Source organism: Cedecea selenatireducens (assembly GCF_042138895.1).
GTDB lineage: Bacteria > Pseudomonadota > Gammaproteobacteria > Enterobacterales > Enterobacteriaceae > Cedecea > Cedecea selenatireducens.
Genome location: NZ_JBHIKW010000004.1, coordinates 80,384 through 94,849, shown reverse-complemented (window position 1 = coordinate 94,849; position 14,466 = coordinate 80,384). Strand labels below are relative to the sequence as shown.

At 56.1% G+C, this 14,466-nt stretch carries 11 protein-coding genes; 3 read left to right on the top strand and 8 right to left on the bottom strand.

Going from position 1 to position 14,466, the window contains the following annotated elements; genetic code table 11:
- The first annotated feature begins 93 nt into the window (after window positions 1–93).
- Window positions 94–1,596, top strand: a complete 1,503-nt coding sequence (locus tag ACE38U_RS08305; protein ID WP_445986270.1) for a carbohydrate porin — start codon at window positions 94–96, stop codon at window positions 1,594–1,596.
- Between the two features lie 55 nt (window positions 1,597–1,651).
- Here ACE38U_RS08305 and ACE38U_RS08300 read toward each other — a convergent pair whose 3' ends face one another.
- The 5 genes from ACE38U_RS08300 to etsA all read right to left on the bottom strand — a co-directional run bounded on the left by ACE38U_RS08300 (window position 1,652) and on the right by etsA (window position 7,623).
- The gene (locus tag ACE38U_RS08300; RefSeq protein WP_375529485.1) at window positions 1,652–2,002 is read right to left on the bottom strand and encodes an MmcQ/YjbR family DNA-binding protein; all 351 of its coding nucleotides are present in this window, start codon (window positions 2,000–2,002) and stop codon (window positions 1,652–1,654) included.
- Window positions 2,003–2,086: 84 nt separating this feature from the next.
- A complete protein-coding gene (locus ACE38U_RS08295; protein WP_038472240.1) occupies window positions 2,087–2,989 on the bottom strand; it encodes a DMT family transporter in 903 nt (300 codons plus the stop codon).
- 135 nt (window positions 2,990–3,124) lie between these two features.
- The gene (etsC, locus tag ACE38U_RS08290) at window positions 3,125–4,495 is read right to left on the bottom strand and encodes a macrolide efflux RND transporter outer membrane subunit EtsC (protein WP_375529484.1); all 1,371 of its coding nucleotides are present in this window, start codon (window positions 4,493–4,495) and stop codon (window positions 3,125–3,127) included.
- Between the two features lie 3 nt (window positions 4,496–4,498).
- A complete protein-coding gene (locus ACE38U_RS08285) occupies window positions 4,499–6,439 on the bottom strand; it encodes a MacB family efflux pump subunit (protein WP_038472237.1) in 1,941 nt (646 codons plus the stop codon).
- Window positions 6,436–7,623, bottom strand: a complete 1,188-nt coding sequence (gene etsA, locus ACE38U_RS08280; RefSeq protein ID WP_038472235.1) for a macrolide efflux RND transporter periplasmic adaptor subunit EtsA — start codon at window positions 7,621–7,623, stop codon at window positions 6,436–6,438. The genes ACE38U_RS08285 and etsA overlap by 4 nt, the downstream gene beginning before the upstream one ends.
- A 616-nt stretch (window positions 7,624–8,239) precedes the next feature.
- Here etsA and ansP point away from each other — a divergent pair.
- Complete coding sequence (gene ansP / locus ACE38U_RS08275) at window positions 8,240–9,688, top strand: L-asparagine permease (protein WP_061275884.1); 1,449 nt, start codon at window positions 8,240–8,242, stop codon at window positions 9,686–9,688.
- 565 nt (window positions 9,689–10,253) lie between these two features.
- Here the strand turns inward: ansP and ACE38U_RS08270 are convergent.
- The 3 genes from ACE38U_RS08270 to ACE38U_RS08260 are packed head-to-tail and all read right to left on the bottom strand — an operon-like array spanning window position 10,254 to window position 12,068.
- Window positions 10,254–10,913 carry an anti-sigma factor gene (locus ACE38U_RS08270; RefSeq protein WP_375529483.1) on the bottom strand — a complete coding sequence of 220 codons (660 nt, stop codon included), beginning with the start codon at window positions 10,911–10,913 and terminating at the stop codon, window positions 10,254–10,256.
- Window positions 10,910–11,464, bottom strand: coding sequence for an RNA polymerase sigma factor (locus tag ACE38U_RS08265; protein WP_038472230.1), 555 nt, complete (start codon window positions 11,462–11,464; stop codon window positions 10,910–10,912). Before ACE38U_RS08265 ends, ACE38U_RS08270 begins: the two co-directional genes overlap by 4 nt.
- A gap of 43 nt (window positions 11,465–11,507) precedes the next feature.
- Window positions 11,508–12,068 carry a fasciclin domain-containing protein gene (locus tag ACE38U_RS08260; RefSeq protein WP_038472228.1) on the bottom strand — a complete coding sequence of 187 codons (561 nt, stop codon included), beginning with the start codon at window positions 12,066–12,068 and terminating at the stop codon, window positions 11,508–11,510.
- A 227-nt stretch (window positions 12,069–12,295) separates the two neighbouring features.
- Between ACE38U_RS08260 and pqqU the strand changes: the two genes are divergently transcribed.
- A complete protein-coding gene (gene pqqU, locus ACE38U_RS08255) occupies window positions 12,296–14,443 on the top strand; it encodes a TonB-dependent receptor PqqU (protein WP_375529482.1) in 2,148 nt (715 codons plus the stop codon).
- Window positions 14,444–14,466: the final 23 nt, after the last annotated feature.

Below are 14,466 nucleotides of genomic sequence, written 5' to 3'. Positions count from 1 at the left end.
CCCTGTACTGTAAAAGCATGTTTCACCTTATTAAGGACACCCGTATGCCCTGAGTATATCTATTCAGAGCAGGGGCGATCACAGGTATTAATGATGAAAATAACATTTCTAACTTTCTGTACCCTGGCCTGTGCTTTACCTGCGCATGCAGCGGAATTAACCCTGGCAGAAATTAACGCCAGACTGGAAAAGGTGGAGGCGGAACTTAAGCTTTCACAAAATAAATTAACGCTGGCCAAAAATAAAATTGCCGTAGCGGAGAAGAGAGCCAGCGACGCAGAATTAAAAAATAAAAACAGCAAGAGCGATATTATTAATGACGATACCGAAATTAAATTTGGCGGCTACGCCCGCACCGGCATCCTGAGCGGAAAACAAGGCACCACCACCACCGTCGGTCCATCACTGACGCCGGCGGGCAGCACTGGCGGCAGCGTTGGTCGCCTGGGCAACGAGGCCGACACCTACGTCACCGCCGACTTCGACTATAAACGCCATTACGCCAACGACTCGAGCTTCCGCTACTACATGAAAATTGCCGAGTGGGACAAAACCTACAACACCGACAGCGCGTTTAACGGCCAGATGAATCTGCGCCAGGCGTTTGTAGAGATGAGCAACCTCCCTGCCTTCACCGGTGCGTTTAGCGGGTCAACGCTGTGGGCGGGCAAACGAGAGGACCGTGATAACTTCGATATCCACTGGCTGGACTCGGATATGATGAACCTGGTCGGCACCGGTGCGGGGATTTACGATGTGAAGTTCTTCGGCGATGTTAAAACCAACCTGGCTGTGTATGGGCGTAACTTCAACGACATAGAGGCGATGGAGAACGTTGAATACAATAACATGACCGGCGCGGAGAATACTTTTATCCAGAACTACACCTTTTCGCTGAACAACCGCGTCGGCAACTGGCAGTGGATGCTGAACGGCCTCTATTCTAAGGAAAATGACAAGCGGATCAACGATGGCCTGGCAAAGGATAATGCCGCCTCGCATGGCTTCAATACCATGCTGGCGTGGCATGGCGACAGTTTCTACGGTCTCAATAAAGGTTCGACCAAAACCGTGCTGCTTTACGGCAAAGCGCTGGGGGCTGAAGTGCGGGGGCCGGGATCGGATGGCTATCTGATCGACGATGCATGGACAGTGAAATTTGCCACCTACGGCATAACCCAGTTGAGCGACCGAATGAGCATCGCCCCGCTATTGGTGGCGCAAAGCAGCAACAGTCGCTACATCGAATCCGACCACTATGACTGGGTGACACTCAACTCACGGCTGATCCAGGAGGTTAATCAGAACTTTGCCCTGCAGTACGAGGCCAGCTATCAGTATATGGACATCGACCCGAAGGGCTTCAACGGCAATAAGCCGGTATCCGGCAGCTTCTACAAGCTGACCTTCGCGCCGACCTTTAAAATGCAGAACGTCACCGACTTCTTCGAGCGCCCGGAGATCCGTTTCTTCGTCAGCTGGATGAACTGGGACAAAAATCTGGATAACTATTCCTTGACCGATACCTTCGGTAATTCAGGCTATCACAGCGGTGGCTCGCTAATGTTCGGTACGCAGTTGGAAACCTGGTTCTGAGTTAAAGGGTTCCCCGGATGCCGTGGTCTCTTTTGGCATTCGGGGCACGAAACGATTAGCGCGTCAGGCCAAAGCTTTCATCGATAAGGCCCAGGATCAGTTCATCCGGCACCTTGTCAATTAGCACCGTCACCCAATGTTCTTTGTTCATATGGTAAGCGGGTAAAATACCCGGCTGCATTCTCAGTGAGCCTACGGCGCCAGGCATCACTTTTACGTTGAGAATATCGACGATCTCATCGCTTTCCAGCCCCAGTTTTGCGGCTGAAATGCTCAGCACCACGCCAAACCATTTGCGCTTGTAGCGGTGCCGCAGCACGGCGTAGTCCTTAAACTTGTCCCACGGATAGTCCGGCTCGACCTGATACTTGTCAAACACCGCAGCGAACAGCGCTTCTCGTTTCATCGTTTTTCCTTAACCGCGTAACCCGGAAACCTTATCCGGGCTCGCGGCTAGTATAACTACAATTATTCGTTGCCGGGTTCCGGCTTAACTTTTTACGGCAAGCATTTTCTTGTCCGGGCTTATCACCAGCCAGACGGAGAAACAAACAATCACCGCGCCGATAATAAACGCTTCGCTGATGGTTTCATGCAAAATGAGATATCCCCACAGCACGCCAAACGGTGGAATTAAAAAGGTCACAGTGAGGCTGCGTAATGGCCCGATATCGGCAATTAAACGGAAATAGAAAATATAGGCCACGGCGGTGCACAGAATACCCAGGCCCAGCACGCTGAACCAGACATTGCCCTGCAGCCAGTTGATTGAAGGCCCCGTCGCCACGCTCCAGGCAAAGAACGGCAGCAGGAAAAGCGTGGCACCAATTTGGCTGCCGAAAGCGACGATTTTAGGATCAAGTCCGCCCTTGTTGGAGATCCAGCGGCGGGTTAAAAAGCCCGCCACGCCGTAGCAGCTCGTGGCTACCAGGCAGGCAATAATCCCGGCAATTTTGTCCTCGTTTGACTGTGCGTCACCGACCGAGGTAATCACCATAATCCCCGCCAGGCCCAGCACTACGCCCAGCCATTTTCGTGCCGTTAATTTTTCACCAAAGAAAGAGAACCCAATAATGGCGCCCATTAGCGGCGTGGTTGCGTTTAAAATAGCGGAGTATCCGGCCGGTAGCCATTTTGCGGCCAGGCAATACATAAAGAAAGGCAGCCCGGAGTTAATCGCGCCTAAAATAAGCGCCGAACGGAATTTGCCTTCAAAGCGAAAAGAAGACCTAAGGGTGAAAAGAATCACCGCCAGCCCTACAAAACCAAAAAACACCCTTAAAAAGGCCGTGTTTACCGCCCCGAATTCCGGCGCCGCTATTTTCATAAAAAGGAAGCTGGCTCCCCACACCGCGGCAAGAAATAACAGCCTGATATAATCTGACACACGCATGCCTTCACCCTTCCCCATAAAATAAGCGCTCGTTTATCATTTTGTTCGCTTAAACACGTTAAGCCAGCCAGACTTTAAACGAGCGCCAGAGAAAGAAAAACCGTTTTCTGTTTGTGGAGAATGAGTTAGCAAGATTTAGGGGAATTTAGACGACCCGCCAAACTCGAGATAAATTTTTGCCAGATTTTGCAGCTGATTAAAGCGATTTTCATCCAGCAACAGTTCCGCCTGGCGACGTTTTTCCTGGGCATCGAGCCAGAATGAAATACGCGCTGCCCCCTGACGGTAGCGCACTTCATTCAGCCGCTCTGACTTACGCGCAAGCGCCAGCCCCTCCCGGAGCCTTAATTCCTGCGCCAGCAGCTGATTGCGCAGGGAGAGTTCGTCTTCAATGCTGCTCATTGCTTTATAAAGCGACTGTTTAAACGCCAGCACTCGCTGCTCGTAATCGTTACGGGCGATTTTCACCTCCACGCCCCGCTGCCGCCACTCGAGGAACGGTAGCGTCAGGCTCGCGCCAACGGAACCGATTGGGTTATGCAGCACGTTCAGCAGCGAGCTGCTGCCGGTGCCAAGAGATCCCGTCAGGCTGAACGCGGGATAGTATTCGGTACGCCGGATATCAACATTGGCCAGCGCTTCACGCACCCGCCACTCTTGCGCGCTGATATCAGGCCGATGCATCAGCACGCTGGCAGGAATGTTCGCGTTAACCTGCGGCAGGGTTCCTTTTGGCAGTTTTGTTGGCTCCACAACGGCGCTGCCCGGCGCGGTACCGAGCAATACTGCCTGTTGGTTAAGCCCCAGCAGGCGGTCCCGCTGCAGCCCGGTGAGTCGATTTTCCTGCGCCAGCAGGCTTTGTTGAGCGTCAACGACATCCAGGGCTGAAGCTCCACCTGCACGATAGCGAGCCTCCGCCAGACGCAGCGTCTCTTTTGCATAGTCGATGCTCTGCTGGAGCACGTCGATTTGTTGGTTCACAAAGCCGATGCGCCAGTAATTATTACTGGCCTCTGAAAGCAGCGTCAGGCGTGCGGCGCGTAAATCTTCTTCGCTGGCATGACTTGCCCACTCCGCCGCATCGCGCTGGCGGGCTATTTTGCCCCAGAGATCCAGCTCATAGCTGGTGCTGAGGCTGGCAGAGCTGCCTTTTGTCCAGCCGGACGAGTTATTCAGCGGGGTTTTTCCGTCTACGCCCAGCGAACCTTTCAGCCCTGGATCGTTGGTGATACCGACTCTTTCCGCGTCCAGTCGCGCCCGGTACACGCGCAGCACGGCGATAGCCACGTCGTTATTGCTTGCCATGACCTGGCGCAGCCAGTTATCGAGCTGGGGATCGTTAAACGCTTTCCAGTCAAACGGGGCAATGTCTCCGACCGGCTCGCTCTTGTTCCAGCTGGCGGGATAGCTCACTTCGGGCGCGTGATAGTCGCTTTTAAGCGTATTTGCGCAGCCTGCGCTGAACGCGGCGGCAAGGCATAAAGCCAAAGGTGATAAAATTTTCATAGGTTACTCGCTGGCCAGTGAAACGACCGGGTCCATCCTTGCCGCTTTGCGGGCGGGGAGATAACCGAAGATCATGCCGATTAATGTTGAACAACAGAACGCGGCGGCAGCGGCCTGCCACGAATAAATAGCCGTGAACATTCCGCCCGCCAGGGCGGTAAATAACGCGCCTGCGGCATAAGAAAGCGCAATGCCCAGCGCCCCGCCAATCAGGCAAACCAGTACGGCTTCAATCATAAACTGCTGCATGATGTCGCTCCGTCGCGCACCTACCGCCATGCGTACGCCGATTTCATGGGTTCTTTCGGTCACGGAGACCAGCATGATGTTCATCACGCCGATACTGCCGATCATCAGCGAGATGCAGGCGACCATCAGAATCAAAATGCTAAAGGTCATCGAGGTGCGTTCGATAGATTTTCTGATCTGTTCGAAGTTATAGAGCTGGAAATCTTTCACGCCGTGGCGCTGGGTTAGCAGCTGAGAAATGGCGCTTACCGCCGCCTCGTTAGCCACATTGTCTTTGAGTCGGACGCTGATGCTGCTCAAAACCGGTTTGCCTACCATGCGGTACATCACCGTGCTGTAGGGCATCCACACGGTAATGCGGTTAGGCGCGTAGCTCCGGTTGTTACTTTGGGCGATGCCCACCACGCGTGCCGGAACGGAACCCAGAAAAACGATTTGCCCCAGCGCCTGCAGCCCGGCGTCGTCGAACAGCGCTTTGCGGGCGTTCTCATCGATAATCACTTCCTGCAGCGCGTTACGATCGTCCCTGAAGGTAGCCCCTTGCAGAAGCTGAATGCCGTTTACGCGGAAGTGATCTCGCCCGACGCCGTTGATCGAAGCGGTTGCGGATTTACCGAGAAAACGAATGTTGTCTGAGGCGCTAACCTCCGGGCTTACGCTGTCGACAAAGCCCTGCTTCGCCAGCGCCTCAGCGTCTGCCGGCACCAGCGTTCGAATGCCCTCGATGCTGTCATCAAAGAAATCCCGGCCGGGATAGATGCTGACCACGTTGGTACCCAGATCCTTAATATTCTCCAGCGTCTTCTGCTTCGCCCCCTCGCCCAGCGCCACAACGGTGACCACGGCGGCAATACCGAAAATTATCCCGGTCATGGTTAGCGTGGTACGTAAACGGTGCGCGTTCATCGCTTTGAGCGCCATTTGCAGCGATTCACGCGTACGGTCGAGCAAGCTTTGCCAGCGGCTTTGCCGGGTACGGTTGGGCGGCGGCAGCGTTTCCGTGGCGGTTACGCAACTGCCGCTATCGGCGATAATTTCGCCGTCGCGCAGCTCGATAATACGCCGTGCGTGCTGCGCCACTTTCATATCGTGGGTCACCATCACCACCGTATGACCGCGCTGGTTAAGCTCGCTCAGGATGGCTAACACTTCCTGCCCGGACTGAGAATCCAGCGCGCCGGTCGGCTCATCCGCCAGAATTATCTCCCCACCGTTAATCAGCGAACGGGCGATACTCACGCGCTGCTGCTGGCCGCCGGAAAGCTCGCCGGGCTTATGGTGCTCGCGGCCTTCCAGCCCAAGCCTGCCAAGCAAAGCCGCCGCCCGCAGCCGACGTTTGTCGCGCTCGCTGTTGGCGTAAATGGCCGGGATCTCAACGTTGCCCAGGGCGCTAAGGTCGGGCATCAAATGGTAGCGCTGGAAGATAAAGCCGATATGTTCCCGGCGCACCCTGGCCAGCTCATCCGGCGAAAGTTGAGCGGCGTTTTGCCCGCCGATGAAGTAATCCCCGCGGTCGGGCACGTCAAGGCAGCCCATAATGTTCATCAGGGTCGATTTACCCGAACCCGAGGCGCCAATGATGGCCACCATTTCTCCCGCCGCGATGGTCAGACTCACGTTTTTCAGGACGGTCAGCGCCTGGCCGCCGTTGCCATAGGTCCGGCTGATACCCTTCAGCTCAATGATGTTGCTCACAGCACAAACCCTTCCCCAGGCGCTTTCTCACCCGGCTGCGACAGCACCACATTTTCCCCGACGTTTAAGCCCTCGAGGATCTGAATATCCACGTTGTTGGTAATCCCGGTTTTCACCTCCCGGGTTTCCAGCTTGCCGTTAGCCGTGAGCACCTGAACCTGCTGCTTATTTTCTTCGGCTTTACGCACGGCCTGGATCGGCACCAGTAGCGTATCTTTGGCTTCTCCGGCTAGCAGCGTGACCTGAGCGGTCATCGCTATACGGAGACGATTCTCTGGGTTTGGAACGTCGAGCAGAGCGTTGTAATAGACGGACGCATTGGAAGTGCCAGAACCGGATGCCGTGCTGCTGCCGGCAAGAGAGTCATCTTTCATTACCGACTCCGGCGCCAGCTCAACGGTGCGCAGCGTCGCGTCATAGTGTTTGTCCGGCTCGGAGAAAATCGTGAAGCGGGCTTTTTGACCGGCAGAAATTTTGGTGATATCGGCCTCAGAGATCTGCGCCTTGATGGTCATGACGTCGAGACGGGCCAGCTTAATAATGGTCGGCGCGCTCTGGCTGGAGTTTACGGTCTGCCCCTGCTGCGTGACAACGGCGATAACAATGCCGTCCATCGGCGCCAGGACTCGCGTATAGCCAAGGTCGACCTTTTTCTTATCCACCTCTATCTGCGCCTGAACAAGTTTGGCATTCAGTGACAGTAATTCAGCGCGCGTGGTGGCAAGCGTTGCCTCGGCAGATTCAAAATCTTCGCGCGAGCTGGCATCTTCACTCAGCATCTGGCGCTGGCGTTTAAATCGCAGTTCAGATTGTTTCAGGAGCGCTTGCTTAGCCTGCAGATCGGCTTTGACCACGTTTAGCGCGGCTTCGGCGTTACGCAGGTCGTTCCGCTGCGGCACGTCATCAATGTCGGCAATCGACTGCCCTTTGGTCACGTGGTCGCCCAGCTTCACTTTAAGCGACTTGACCTGGCCTGAAACCTGCGCCCCGACGTTAACGCGTTCAATGGCGTCGATGCGGCCGGTCGCCAGGACGGAATTTTCTATATCCCCCTTGCGCACGGGGGCCGTGACATAGTCGGGCACATCCGGGCTTCTCAGAAAGAAGAACAACGCGATGATAAGAACGGTGAGTAGCACCACGGCCAGGGCGACGGCGCGGCGCGAGAGGAATTTCGTTAGCATTGTGCAGGTTTTCCATAACGATTAAAGCGGTGATCCAGGGCCTCATAGTGAACGCCCCAGTCTCTACTGGAGCTAAACACGACGCATCAGTTTAGATTTTATCCTGAAGAGGACAAAGGGCTACCTGTTTACGTCACTGAGACTCATTGCGCTTAATTTCGTTCCTGCAAGGAGAGATTATTCTGCGTTATTTAAGCGTTTCGTGTCGCGGCAACGAGAGCGTAAACGTACTGCCGCGCCCGGGCCATCCTGCACCGCCTGCGGCGGTAAGACGACAACGTCCGGCGCGTAAAGCCGTTTTTGTTTGCGTTGCTGGCGAAGAGGCCTGGGAGTACATCCAAAGCCCTGCCGTGCAGGCTAGCACGCAGGCAACCGCGAGCCGTTTTTTTGACCATTTAATGTTCATGATGCAGCCCTTCTCAGAGTCCTGGTATATCAGGAATGTTATGCCCGTCACACCAACAGAACGCCGCCACTAAAATGACAAGTTTGTAATTTTGATTCTCATTCAATTTTCTGGCAGGATTCCTCGCCCTCTTTTTTACGGCCCCCGCAGCCAGAATTAACGGGCGGAAAAGGACGGCGCTTTTTAACTCAAAGGCAGACAGGAATCTCAATGAAAACAAAGACTGAAGCGGAACACCGCGCCGCCAAACGGCGCTGGTTGAATTCTCAGGACTCGGGGTATCACCAGGCAATGGGCAACCGCCACGTGCAGATGATTGCCATCGGCGGCGCCATCGGTACCGGCCTGTTCCTCGGCGCAGGTGCTCGCCTGCAGGCCGCAGGGCCCGCGCTGGCGTTAATCTATCTGGTTTGCGGTATTTTCTCTTTCTTCATCCTTCGCGCTTTGGGCGAGCTGGTTATCCATCGCCCTTCCAGCGGCAGCTTCGTTTCATACACCCGTGAGTTTCTCGGGGAAAAGGCCGCCTACGTTTGTGGCTGGATGTACTTCGTCAACTGGGCGATGACCGGGATCGTGGACATCACCGCCGTTGCGCTCTACATGCACTATTGGGGCGCGTTCGGGGATGTGCCGCAATGGGTCTTCGCGCTCGGTGCGCTGGCCGTGGTCGCGGCAATGAACATGATTGGCGTGAAGTGGTTCGCCGAAATGGAGTTCTGGTTTGCACTGGTCAAAGTGTTGGCTATCGTCGCCTTCCTGATTGTCGGGACCATTTTCCTCGGCACAGGGAAACCGATTGACGGCAACAGCACCGGCTTCCACCTGATAACCGATAACGGCGGCTTCTTCCCCCACGGCCTGCTGCCCGCGCTGGTGCTGATTCAGGGCGTAGTCTTCGCTTTCGCCTCTATTGAATTAGTCGGCACCGCGGCCGGGGAATGTAAAGACCCGAAAACCATGGTGCCAAAGGCGATCAACAGCGTTATCTGGCGTATCGGCCTGTTCTATGTCGGCTCCGTCGTGCTGCTGGTGCTGTTGCTGCCGTGGAACGCCTATCAGGCGGGGCAAAGCCCGTTTGTGACCTTCTTCTCGAAGCTCGGCGTGCCTTACATCGGCGACGTGATGAACATCGTGGTGCTGACAGCCGCTCTCTCGAGTCTGAACTCTGGCCTGTACTGCACCGGGCGTATTCTGCGTTCAATGTCGATGGGCGGTTCCGCGCCGCAGTTCATGTCGAAGATGAGCAAGAATCAGGTGCCGTATGCCGGGATTCTGGTCACCAGCGGCGTGTACGTGCTTGGCGTGTTCCTCAACTACCTGGTGCCTTCCCAGGTGTTTGAAATTGTGCTGAATATGGCGTCTCTGGGCATCATCACCTCCTGGGCGTTTATCGTGCTGTGCCAGATTCGTCTGCGCAAGGCGATTAAAGAAGGGAAAGCGGACGACGTGAGCTTCAAGCTGCCGGGCGCGCCGTTTACCTCATGGTTGACGCTGCTGTTCCTGCTCGGCGTTCTGGTACTGATGGCGATGGACTACCCGAATGGGACCTTCACCATTGCCTCTATTCCGGTGCTGGCGATTCTGCTGACGCTGGGCTGGTTTGGCGCACGTAAGCGCGTGCATGAAGTGGCCCAACAGGTTCACGATCACCACGAGTAGTGCCCCTCACCCTGACCCTCTCCCCGCCGGGGAGAGGGGATCAAGTCTCAGATTTCACTCTTTGGCATCCCTTAGTCACAAATTCCCACGATTATGTAGGGACGGCAAACATTCCGTTCACCTCCAGTCCTGTTTTATATGCAGCCATCAAACTCGTGAACGTCTCGGGAGAATCACCGTCATTCCCCCGAGACCCCGGACTCCCGGCCAAATAAATCGACCGCTAAAGCGGCAGACCTCCGTTTTATCTCCCAGTCCTGGGTCGGCTGAGATGCGTTCCCGACGCTCTCAGCCTCCGGCCGTTCCCGACGTCCGGACCCTGGCCAGTCGGAGAGAAAACCGAGGCGATTTAAGCCGGAACCGTGCCTCGCTTTTAGCGTGCGGCCACGTTGAAAGTCACAGTCGCTGCAAGTCTCAAAGCCACGCCCTTGTTCCCGGCTCTCATCGCCCCCGGTTATGACCCAACTCAGGCGGGGTTGAGCTGTCGGGCGCCGGGGCTGTTCGGGGGATGGCGTTATCCCCCTCACACGTTCACCGTGCTCTGAACGTGCAGGGGAAACAGACCCTACAGTACCCCGCTATACACCACCGGCCCCGTTGGCTGCCCGGTCGGCGAGCCGCCCTGCGGCTCAAGGCTGATGGCGATCGTCACACCTCGTGACAACGTCACGTTACCGTTACTCAATTGCGTCACCACTTTGCTGTCCAGCAGCCCCAGAGAAACCGGTTTGGCGCCAACCGGGATGGCCCACAGCTGCAGACTATTACTGGCGGAGACGGACGCCAGCTGCAGCGGCGTCAGGCGCAGCGTTTTACGGTCGCCGTCGGCGCTAACCAGCCACTGCCCCTGCTGGCCGCTGCCGTTAAGCGCCATAAGCGGCGCAAGTTCAGGCGCTTTGGGGCTGAAATACGGCACCAGAGTAACGGCGGCAAGCCCGGCGGCGAGCGCCCAGCCGAGGTAGTTCCAGCTCCAGCGGGAAGGCACGACGACGTTACGCTCAGGCGGCAGGCTAAGCTGAATTTTCTTCCAGACGGTTTCCGGCGGTTGTTGTGCCCGGAGTTGACTGTCCAGCCCACCAAGCAGGGTTTGCCAGCGGCCCACGAGCGCGGCAAGCTCCGGCTCGGCCTGGAGACGTTTTTCGAAGCGCAAACGCGCCCTGCCGCGCAGCGTACCCAGCGCGTATTCAGAGGCCAGGGCGTTATCTCTTGGTTGGCTGCTGTTCATAGTCCGACGCAATCCTTAAGGTGATCCAGCGCCCTGCGGATCCAACTTTTTACCGTGCCGAGCGGCTGCTGCAGCCAGTCGGCGATATCACCGTGGGACATGCCCTGATAGTAGGCCAGCACCACGCTCTGCCGCTGTTCGCTGCTGAGTCCTTCCAGGCAGCCACGCAGGCGCCCTGCCTGCTGTTCGTCACACCAGCCGTTGTCTGCTTCGCTTTCCATATCGGCGGCGTTGTCGCTGAGTTCTTCTTCCTGGTTTGCGGCGCGGGATTGCCCGCTGCGGAGCCAGTCGATGCAGCGATTGCGAACAATATGGGTCAGCCAGGTCACGGGAGCACTTAACGCGGGATCGTAGCCTGATGCCCGGTTCCACACCGTAAGAAATGCATCATGCAGAATTTCTTCTGCCCACGCCCGCCGCTGAACGGTGCGCAGCGCGACGGCAAAAAGATGGGGCGAAGTCAGACGATAGAGTTGTTCAAATGCGCGGCGGTCGCCTTCAGCAACCGCCTGCATCAGTTTTACCTGCTGTTCTACCAGAGTTTTATCCATATTTTTCTCGACCAGGCGACAGGCCTGAATCGAGTATAGACACTCACTTCGGCATCAGTACGGTATCAATGACGTCAATAACGCCATTTTTCTGGTTCACATCATAAGTACTGATATTCGCGAGGTTGCCCTTCGCATCTTTAATTTGAATATTGTGTGGCCCGTTATTCATGAACCACAGCGGTTGGCCGTTCACGGTTTTTAATTCTGCGCTCCCGCCGCCCTGCTGGATTTTTTTCTCCAGCGCTTTCATATCGTATTTTCCGGCTACCACGTGATAGGTCAGGATACTGGTCAGCGTGGCTTTATTTTCCGGCTTGATCAAATTACTGACCGTCCCCGCAGGCAGTTTAGCAAACGCGGCATCGGTTGGGGCAAAGACGGTAAACGGTCCTTTGCTCTGCAGCGTATCCACTAAACCGGCGGCCTTCACCGCCGCGACCAGCGTGGTGTGATCTTTAGAATTCACGGCGTTCTCAACAATATTTTTTGACGGATACATCGCTGCACCGCCGACCATCACGGAATCATTCGTCATTGAGGCAATGCTCAAAGTACTGAAAAAAGCGGAGGCGCACACGGCGGAAGCAAAATACTTGTTCATGTTGAATTCCTCAATTGTAGGGAGCAAGAGAGTTGCTCACATTCTGATATACGGGTGAGGATGCACCGCTGGATGCAGTAAAAATAAAAAATATTTCGCCGCTTCTTTCACCACTCGCAACCCATTGTTAACGTTACGTGCGTTAATGGTTTTCAAAATTTAAACACAAGAACTAACATATAAAGCTCACGATCCTGACAATTGGCGCATGCCGTAAACACCCCCTGATGAAAACAACCCAGAAAAACAAACCCCATAGCAGCAAAACCGCCCTTTCCCTTCTCCTGATCCCGGCCTTCACCCCCTGCTTTACGCAAGCCGCCGACACAACGCAAACCGATGAAACCACGCTGCTGGTGACCGCTAAGCCCACAACGGTTTCCGAACTGGATACGCCTGCTGCAGTGAGCGTTGTTTCAGGCGATGACCTGCGCCAGGCCGCGCCGCGGATAAATCTTTCGGAAAATCTCGGCAGCGTCCCTGGGCTGCAAATTCAGAACCGCCAGAACTACGCCCAGGATTTACAGCTTTCGGTGCGCGGTTTTGGTTCGCGGTCAATGTACGGTGTAAGAGGCGTGCGCATGTATGTGGACGGGATCCCGGCCACGATGCCCGATGGTCAGGGGCAAACGTCAAATATCGATCTTAATAGCGTGGAGAGCATCGAGGTGCTTCGTGGCCCGTTTTCCGCGCTGTACGGCAACTCCTCGGGCGGGGTCGTTAACGTCACAACGGAAACCGGCCGTCAGCCGCCTACGTTCGAAGCCAGCAGCTATTACGGCAGCTTCGGTAGCTGGCGCAACAGCGTGAAGGCCACCGGCTCAACCGGCGACGGCACCCATGCCGGTGACGTGGACTATGCCGTATCCGCCTCGCGCTTTACCACGCACGGCTACCGTGACCACAGCAGCGCGCAGAAAAACCTCGGCAATGCAAAGCTTGGCGTTCGCCTGAACGACGTCAGCAAGCTGACTTTGCTGTTCAACAGCGTGGACATTGACGCCAACGATCCCGGCGGCCTGACCGAGCAGGAGTGGCGGGACAATCCCAAACAAGCGCCACGGGCCGATCAGTACAATACGCGTAAAACGACGAAGCAAACTCAGGGCGGGCTGCGCTATGACCGCCAGCTCAGCGAACACGATGATTTAAGCGTGATGATGTACGCGGGCGTGCGTGAGACTACGCAGTTCCAGTCCATTCCGGCGGCAGTCCAGAAAAGCCCCACTCATCCCGGCGGCGTGATCCAACTGGCAAGACATTACCAGGGTATTGATACACGCTGGACGCACAACGGCGAACTCGGCAGCGTGCCGGTCAGCTTCACCACCGGGCTGGACTACGAGACGATGACCGAGAAGCGCAAAGGCTACGAGAACTTTGTGACGGTGAACGGCGCCACGGTGCTGGGCGAGCAAGGCAACCTGCGCCGTAACGAGCGCAACCTGATGTGGAACCTCGACCCGTACCTGCAAACCACGTGGCAGTTGGCCGACAAACTCAGCCTGGATGCGGGCGTGCGCTACAGCTCGGTCTACTTTGATTCAAACGACTATTACATCGTGGGGAAAAACGGCGACGACAGCGGCAACGCCAGCTATCACAAATGGTTGCCTGCCGCCTCGTTAAAATATTCCGTCAACAATGGCTGGAATGTTTACACTTCCGCAGGCCGTGGGTTTGAAACGCCAACCATCAACGAGCTTTCTTACCGCGACAACGGCGCGTCCGGGCTGAACTTTGCTCTGCAGCCCTCGACCAGCACCACGGTTGAGGTTGGCAGTAAAAACCGCATCGGCAACGGCCTGTTTACCGCCGCCCTGTTCCAGACCGACACCGATAACGAGATCGTGGTCGATCAAAGCAGCGGCGGGCGCACGACCTATAAAAATGCCGGTGAAACTCGCCGCCGTGGACTTGAGCTTTCTCTCGATCAGCAGTTCGCCGCAGACTGGCGGTTGAAAATGGCCTGGACGTACCTCGATGCCACCTACCGCAGCAACGTTTGTGGCACAAACGACTGCAACGGCAACCGGATGCCGGGCATCGCCCGCAATATGGGTTACGCGTCGTTGGGCTACGTGCCTGAAGACGGCTGGTATGCGGGCGCGGACGTTCGCTACATGAGTGATATTCAGGCCGATGACCAAAACGACGCCAAAGCGTCAACCTACACCACCGTGGGATTGAACACCGGCTACAAGCTTCAGCTGCAGCAAAACTGGCTGCTGGACATCTGGGGGCGGGTTGATAATCTGTTCGACCGCGATTACGTCGGTTCGGTGATTGTCAATGAAGGCAATGGCCGCTATTTTGAGCCAGCGCCTGGCCGTAACTACGGCGTGGGCGTCAACGTCAGCTATAGCTTCCAGTAAGCGTTTTCCCTCCGGCCAGGCCG